4 protein-coding genes are annotated in these 6,456 nt (G+C 59.0%); 3 read left to right on the top strand and 1 reads right to left on the bottom strand.

What is annotated here, in order from left to right:
* Both VMJ32_10285 and VMJ32_10280 read left to right on the top strand, forming a co-directional pair.
* Positions 1 to 600: TlpA disulfide reductase family protein (locus VMJ32_10285; GenBank protein HTQ39408.1), on the top strand; the 600-nt coding region annotated here is incomplete at its 5' end.
* Positions 601 to 880: 280 nt separating this feature from the next.
* Positions 881 to 4,351, top strand: coding sequence for a rhamnogalacturonan lyase B N-terminal domain-containing protein (locus VMJ32_10280; GenBank protein ID HTQ39407.1), 3,471 nt, complete (start codon positions 881 to 883; stop codon positions 4,349 to 4,351).
* Between the two features lie 62 nt (positions 4,352 to 4,413).
* Here the strand turns inward: VMJ32_10280 and VMJ32_10275 are convergent, their stop codons facing one another.
* Positions 4,414 to 4,710 carry a hypothetical protein gene (locus VMJ32_10275; protein ID HTQ39406.1) on the bottom strand — a complete coding sequence of 99 codons (297 nt, stop codon included), beginning with the start codon at positions 4,708 to 4,710 and terminating at the stop codon, positions 4,414 to 4,416.
* 132 nt (positions 4,711 to 4,842) lie between these two features.
* Here VMJ32_10275 and VMJ32_10270 point away from each other — a divergent pair, with 132 nt between their 5' ends.
* The gene (locus tag VMJ32_10270) at positions 4,843 to 6,444 is read left to right on the top strand and encodes an AMP-binding protein (GenBank protein HTQ39405.1); all 1,602 of its coding nucleotides are present in this window, start codon (positions 4,843 to 4,845) and stop codon (positions 6,442 to 6,444) included.
* Positions 6,445 to 6,456: the final 12 nt, after the last annotated feature.

Here is a 6,456-nt window from a genome sequence, read left to right as displayed (position 1 = left end):
GCCGCTAGTGCCGACGATGCGACGCTCGATCAATTCGATCAAGCGGTCACGGCGCTCAAAGAGGCCAGGCTAGCGGCTGAAACCCCTGAATTCCAGCAGCAGCTCGACCAGCAATTGTGGAAAAACCTGGCCTATCACGATGCGATCGAGGAACGATGCAAGCAGCGCGAGGCCTTGCTGGGCCAGGCGGCGGAAGATTTCAAAACCACCGACTTGGACGACAAACCGCAAGCGCTGGCGGATTATCGGGGCAAAGTGGTGCTGTTGGATTTTTGGTATCGCGGCTGCGGGTGGTGCATTCGCTCCATGCCGGCGCTGAAAAAAGTGGCCGAGCATTACGCGGGCCAGCCCGTGGCGGTATTGGGGATGAATACCGATCACGACTTGGACGACGCCAAATTTGTGGTCGATAAACTTGGACTGAATTACACGAATTTAAAGGCGGAAGGCTTGCCTGAAAAATTCAAAGTTCACGGTTTTCCGACGCTGATTATGATCGATCAGGCGGGCAAAATCCGCGGCGTCCACGTCGGTTGGTCGCCCACGCTGGAGCATGACCTCGTCAAGAAAATCGATGGCTTGCTGGCAGAGAATCAATAGCGATTTGGTCTCCTCCAGGGAATCTGGGGGCTCGCTGCGTTCGACCCTAGCCACCCCGTTCTATTCGAGAATTGCTACAAGCATCTGGGGGCAGACGCCACTACATTTCGAATTACGACACTCCCCAGTGGCCGATTTTTCTTGACCTGCGCTGGGCGAAAAAATATATTGAGGGCTGGGGCCTGTCGCTAATCTGCCCATCAGGCAGTGCGTTTGCTGGGGGAAGAAGCTGGACCGCAGGGGCTGGCGGTCGGCATGGGGAACGGAAGGGGACGATGCTATGCTGCGGCCGCGAAGTCTGCGTAATGCTGGTAGCGCGCGCCGTAATCCGCTGTTCAGCCGTCGCACGGCCGTGGAATGTTTGGAGCGGCGCGATCTATTGGCCTTCGGCCTGACGACCAGCACGAATCTATACACGGTCGATACGGGCGCGGGACTGGTATTTTCGATTTCACGAACGACCGCCAGTAATGCCGATGTTGGCGATCTGACGTCGATGACGCTCAATGGCACGCAATTGGAAGCGCCGTACTCGACCTCCAGCCGTTATTCGCACTACGAATCGGGCCTGGACAGCAGCACTATGGTGACGGCCACTGTCGATCCAAATGGCCAGTGGATTTTGATCACCTGCAACGACAGCACTTTCGCTACTGCACCGGTCATCCAGTATTACCTGGGCCGCAAAGGATACAACAACATTTACATGGCGACCTATTCGCCGGGGCCTAACTCTCCGGACCCAGGCGAAATGCGGTTCATCGACTACACGAGCACCACGCTGCTGACCAACATTCCCGCCCCATCGAACAATGCCGGCAGCACTGGGGCAATTGAAAGCAGCGACGTTTATGGTCACGCCGACGGCACAACGACTTCGAAGTATTACGGGGAATATCGGGCCATCGACGCGCAGACCTACGGCGTCAGCGGCATCTCCAATGGCACCTTATACGGCTTGTGGATGAACATTGGCAACCGGGAAACCAGCAGCGGCGGGCCGTTTTACAAAGACATCGACTTTCAGAACAACGAGCTGTACACGTACACGTTCTCGGGCCACTCGCAGACCGAGGCCTACCGGCCGGGTCTCAAGGGTTTTTACGCGCTGATGGCCACGTCGACGACCGATACGACCGACCCGGCGACACCGCCGGCAGCGCCGGATTACTCGTTCATCGACTCGCTGGGCGTGGGTTCGTACATTACCGGCTACACGGGGGCCTCGGGCCGCGGGACGCTATCCGGCACCGCCAGCGGTGTACCCAGCAGCCTGCAAGCCACGGTGGCGCTAAGCAACGCCGCCGATCAATATTGGGCCACGCCCGATCCGGTGACGGGGGCTTACACGATCAGCGGCGTGATGCCCGGCACTTATACCGAAACGCTATATCAGGGAGAACTGGCCGTCGGGACAGTTTCCGTTACCATTGCTGCCGGCGCGACAACGAGGCAGAACATTGTCAATACGAACACCTATTTGGAACTCAACCCCAGCGGCGGCACGATCGCTACGCCCGTGATCGCCAGTCCGATTTTTCGCATTGGCACCTGGGACGGCACACCGCTCGGTTTCCTGAACGCCGATAAAATCACCTACATGCATCCAACCGACGTGCGGATGACACCGTGGGCGACGAGTTCCAGCGGACTGACGACCTTCACCGTGGGGACCGATCCCGATAGTGCATTTCCCATGGCGGAGTGGCACACCGAAACCTCCGCTGCACCTTATGTCGACACCGACATACGGCTTACGTTCAGCCTGAATTCGACTCAAGCATCAACACTGCTGACGCTGCGCATCGGGGTAACGCGCGAAGATCACGGCCGGCCGAATATCACCGTGAACAGCAGCCATACCACCCCCACGCAAAACATTGTTGGTGATCTTGGCTCGCGCGGCCTAACCACGGGAAACTGGCGCGGAGACAACGCAGTATATATTTTCAACCTCTCGGCAGGATGGCTGCAAGCAGGAACCAACACCATTGATATTTATTCCACAAGCGGTTCCACCGGCACACTGTATTCGGGCTATCAAATTTTCGATGCCATCGATCTGGTGCCGACGAGCAGCATTACCGGCGCGCCGGTCCTGACGTCCATCACCGTCAGTCCAAGTAACTCGACGGTTACAGCCGGCAGTCAAGCGACGTTTACCGCCACTGCACGCGATCAGTCCGGCAACGTCATGCCGGCCAACTTCGTGTGGACGTCGTCGCGGGGCACGGTTGATGGCACCGGCACCTATACGGCACCGTTGACTTCCGGCAGCGATACGGTGACAGCCACGAGCGGCGGTAAAAACGGTAGTGCCACCATTAACGTGAATACATCGCCCACCGTGTCGATCGCCGCGGGGGGAAATCCCAATCCTGTGGGCGGACTGACGACGGCATTGAGTGTGCAGGGCGCCGACGACGGAGGAGAATCGAACTTGAAGTACACCTGGGTTACCACGGGCACGCCCCCGGCCACGGTGAACTATTCTGGCAATACCAACGGCACCAACGCTGCCAAAGCCATTACAGCCAATTTCACCAAGGCCGGCACGTACGGTTTCCAGGTGACAATTACCGATGCCGGCGGACTGTCGACCACCAGCAGCACCAGCGTTGTCGTGAATCAAACGCTGACCAGCATTACGGTCACGCCCGGATTGGTCGACCTGACCAGCGGCCAAACGCAGGCCTTTGTGGCGGTAGCGCTCGATCAATTCGGCAATCCGCTCCTTGTGCAGCCCTCGATCATGTGGACTTTGGATCCCGGTTCGGTGGGGAGCATCAACGCCAGCGGATTGTATCTGGCGCCGCTGTCGCCGGTGGGTTCGGCCACGGCGCGCGCGACGAGCGGCGCTGTGAGCGGCACCGCCGCCGTCGTGGTGGCGTATTTGAAAGGGGATGTTGACCTGGACGGATATCGTGATGCCGCCGACGTCATCAGCCTGATGCGTGCCCTGAGCGATTTGACCGCGTATCAAACCAACAACCATCTGTCCGACGACGATCTGTTAGCCATCGCCGATGTGAATGGGGACGGAAGCGTCACGAATGCCGATTTGCAAGCGCTGCAGACTTTGTTGCGCAGTGGCAGCAGTGGCGGAAGCGGCAACTTGACGGAGGCTGGCGTACCGGCCAGCAGCACCAGCGCCGCAAGCAGCGTGGCCAGCGGCAATGTTGGCGACACGAGCAGCGCGGGAGCTGACAATCCATCGGCCGCGACGATTGTCGTAGTCAATCCTTCCACGCTGCCAGTCGTGGATTCGGCAGTGGTGGATACGTCAGCGGTGGATTTGCCCGCGGCGGCTTTGCCGGCCGAGGGTTTGCCGGCGGCAGCGAACGAATCGTCAGCGGTGACATTGCTTTCGTCCAGCGTTGTGATTAATTCGGACCTGAATTCCAGCGGCAACGATTTGCCTGCCGCGCCAACTGCCAGCGGCTTAGAAGGCCATCGCGTCCCAAGTGAATGGTTGGGGCAGTCGAGCGGGGTTGGCGCGGGCGTTGATTTCGGCTTTGTAGCGGCCTCGACGCCACACGCCAACGGCTTGGTGTTGTCAGCAGCAGTAAAACCGGAAGTGGTAAAGTCGGACTCAGCCGATCAATGGTATGCCGTCAACCTTGATTGGCTGACGCCAACGCTAGAGAACTCACATCGTACGCGGCAAAGCCAAGGCCAAACCGAACTCGACTGGCGACATCCTTGGCTGGACGAGGCTTGGTTCGCAGGATTGTCGGCCGACGAGGGTTGAGTTAAGCATTTTCCCGGCGTCGGAGCAACCTTTCGCCATTCACGTTTCGCGCTGGCGGCTAATTACTGCCGCACTTCGTTGATCATTTCGTGAACGCTGCCTTCCACGGCGGCAGCCGGCGATTCGCCCATTAGATGTTGCTTTTCGGCGGCCGCGATGTCGGCCGTGAGCGTCGGGTGGCTGGCCCAGTCGGCGGCGGTGAATTTACGAATGTCAACATAGGTTTCGCTCAGGCTGGCGCTGCGTTTGGGGCACAGTTGCAGGCCGGTGCTGGTTTCCAGCAAGTGATAGTTGAGCGCCATAAAAATTCCCACCGCTCCCACGACAATTCCCACGAACATGAAAAACATGCGGCCCATCGGGTGTCTCCACGGTTTGAATTACCAGTTGACTTGGCAGGCAAAAACGGGGCAGAATCGTACCCACACGTGCCACTTACCGCAAGAGGAATCGATGGTCTGTCTCGGAGACGCATGCAGAATCCTAAACCCTTGCCCACTTCACGCTTAACCCTGCCGCGGCAATTTTTGCGAAACTGCCGCCGAGTTGGCCGCCGGCCGAAAGTCGCCGATTCCACGGGCGCGGCCCTGACGGGCAACAGCTTATTGCTTCGCACGCTCATCTTGCAACGAATGCTGGCGCGCGAAGTGCTAGCCACGGATGAGAAATACGTGGGCGTGTTGTTGCCCCCTTCGGCGGTCAACGTGGCGGTAAATGCCGCACTGCCCTTGATGCGGCGGATCGCGGTCAATCTGAATTACACGATGTCGGCCGAGACGATCAATCAGTGCATTGCCCAATGCGGCATTCAACACGTGCTGACCAGCCAGCGCGTGCTGGAAAAATTCAAACTTCAGTTGGATGCCAAGTTGGTTCTGCTGGAAGACCTGCGCGACCGCGTCACGCTGGCCGATAAATTGAGCGCGTGGGTGTGCTCGAAGCTGCCGCCGACGGTGTTGGAAAAATGGTTGGGCATCGCCGACGTGTCCGGAGATGAATTGCTCACAGTCATGTTTACGTCCGGCTCGACGGGTGATCCCAAGGGGGTGATGCTGTCGCACGACAACGTGGCATCGCAAATCGAAGCGATTCAAGAAGCGGTTCAGTTGCGCGACGACGACGTGGCCATAGGGGTCCTCCCTTTCTTTCACTCCTACGGGTACACCGCCACGCTATGGACCGTGCTGACGCTAGCTCCGCAGGGCGTGTACCATTTCGATCCGCGCGATGCCCAACAGGTGGGCAAGCTATGCGCCGAGCACGGAGTAACGGTGTTTATGGCCACGCCGACCTTTCTGCGAATTTACTTGCGTCGCGTCGAGCCGGAGCAATTCCGCACGCTCGATACCGTGTTCGGCGCCGCCGAAAAATTGCCGAAAGAACTTTCCGACGCGTTTGAAGCCCGTTTCGGCACGCGCCCGTACGAAGCCTACGGCTGCACGGAACTTTCGCCGCTGGTGGCGGTGAATGTACCCCCCAGCCGCAACCGCGACAGCAGCCGTCCTGCTGCCCGTGAAGGGACCGTCGGGCGGCCCATTCCCGGCGTGCGGGCCAAAGTGGTGCATTTAGAAACCGGCGTCGATTTGCCGCCGGGCGAAACCGGCATGCTGCTGGTGACCGGGCCGGGTGTGATGAAAGGCTATTTGAATCAGCCCGAGCTTACGGCGAAAGTGATCCGCGACGGTTGGTATGTGACAGGCGACGTGGCGCGCATCGACGCCGATGGCTTCATCGAAATTACCGGCCGCGAAAGCAGGTTTTCCAAAATCGGCGGCGAAATGGTGCCGCATTTGAAAATCGAAGAGGCGTTACAGCAAATCCTCGGTGGCGACGAAGAACATTTGATGGCGGTGGTGACCGCCGTGCCCGATCCATTCAAAGGCGAGCGGCTTGTCGTGATGCACTTGCCGGTCAATAAAACGCCGGAGCAAATTCGGCGCGAGCTCTCCGCAGCGGGCCTGCCGAACTTGTGGATTCCCGCCTCCGATAGTTTTTGCCAAGTGCCGGAAATCCCGGTGCTGGGAACCGGCAAGCTGGATCTGCGGGCGTTAAAAGAATTGGCGCTGGCGAAGTTTTCGAGCGGGGCGTCTTAAGGCGGCCGGAAA

Source organism: Pirellulales bacterium (assembly GCA_035499655.1).
Taxonomy (GTDB): domain Bacteria; phylum Planctomycetota; class Planctomycetia; order Pirellulales; family JADZDJ01; genus DATJYL01.
Note: the sequence above shows the minus strand (reverse complement) of the source record. Positions and strands in the feature narration are given on the sequence as shown.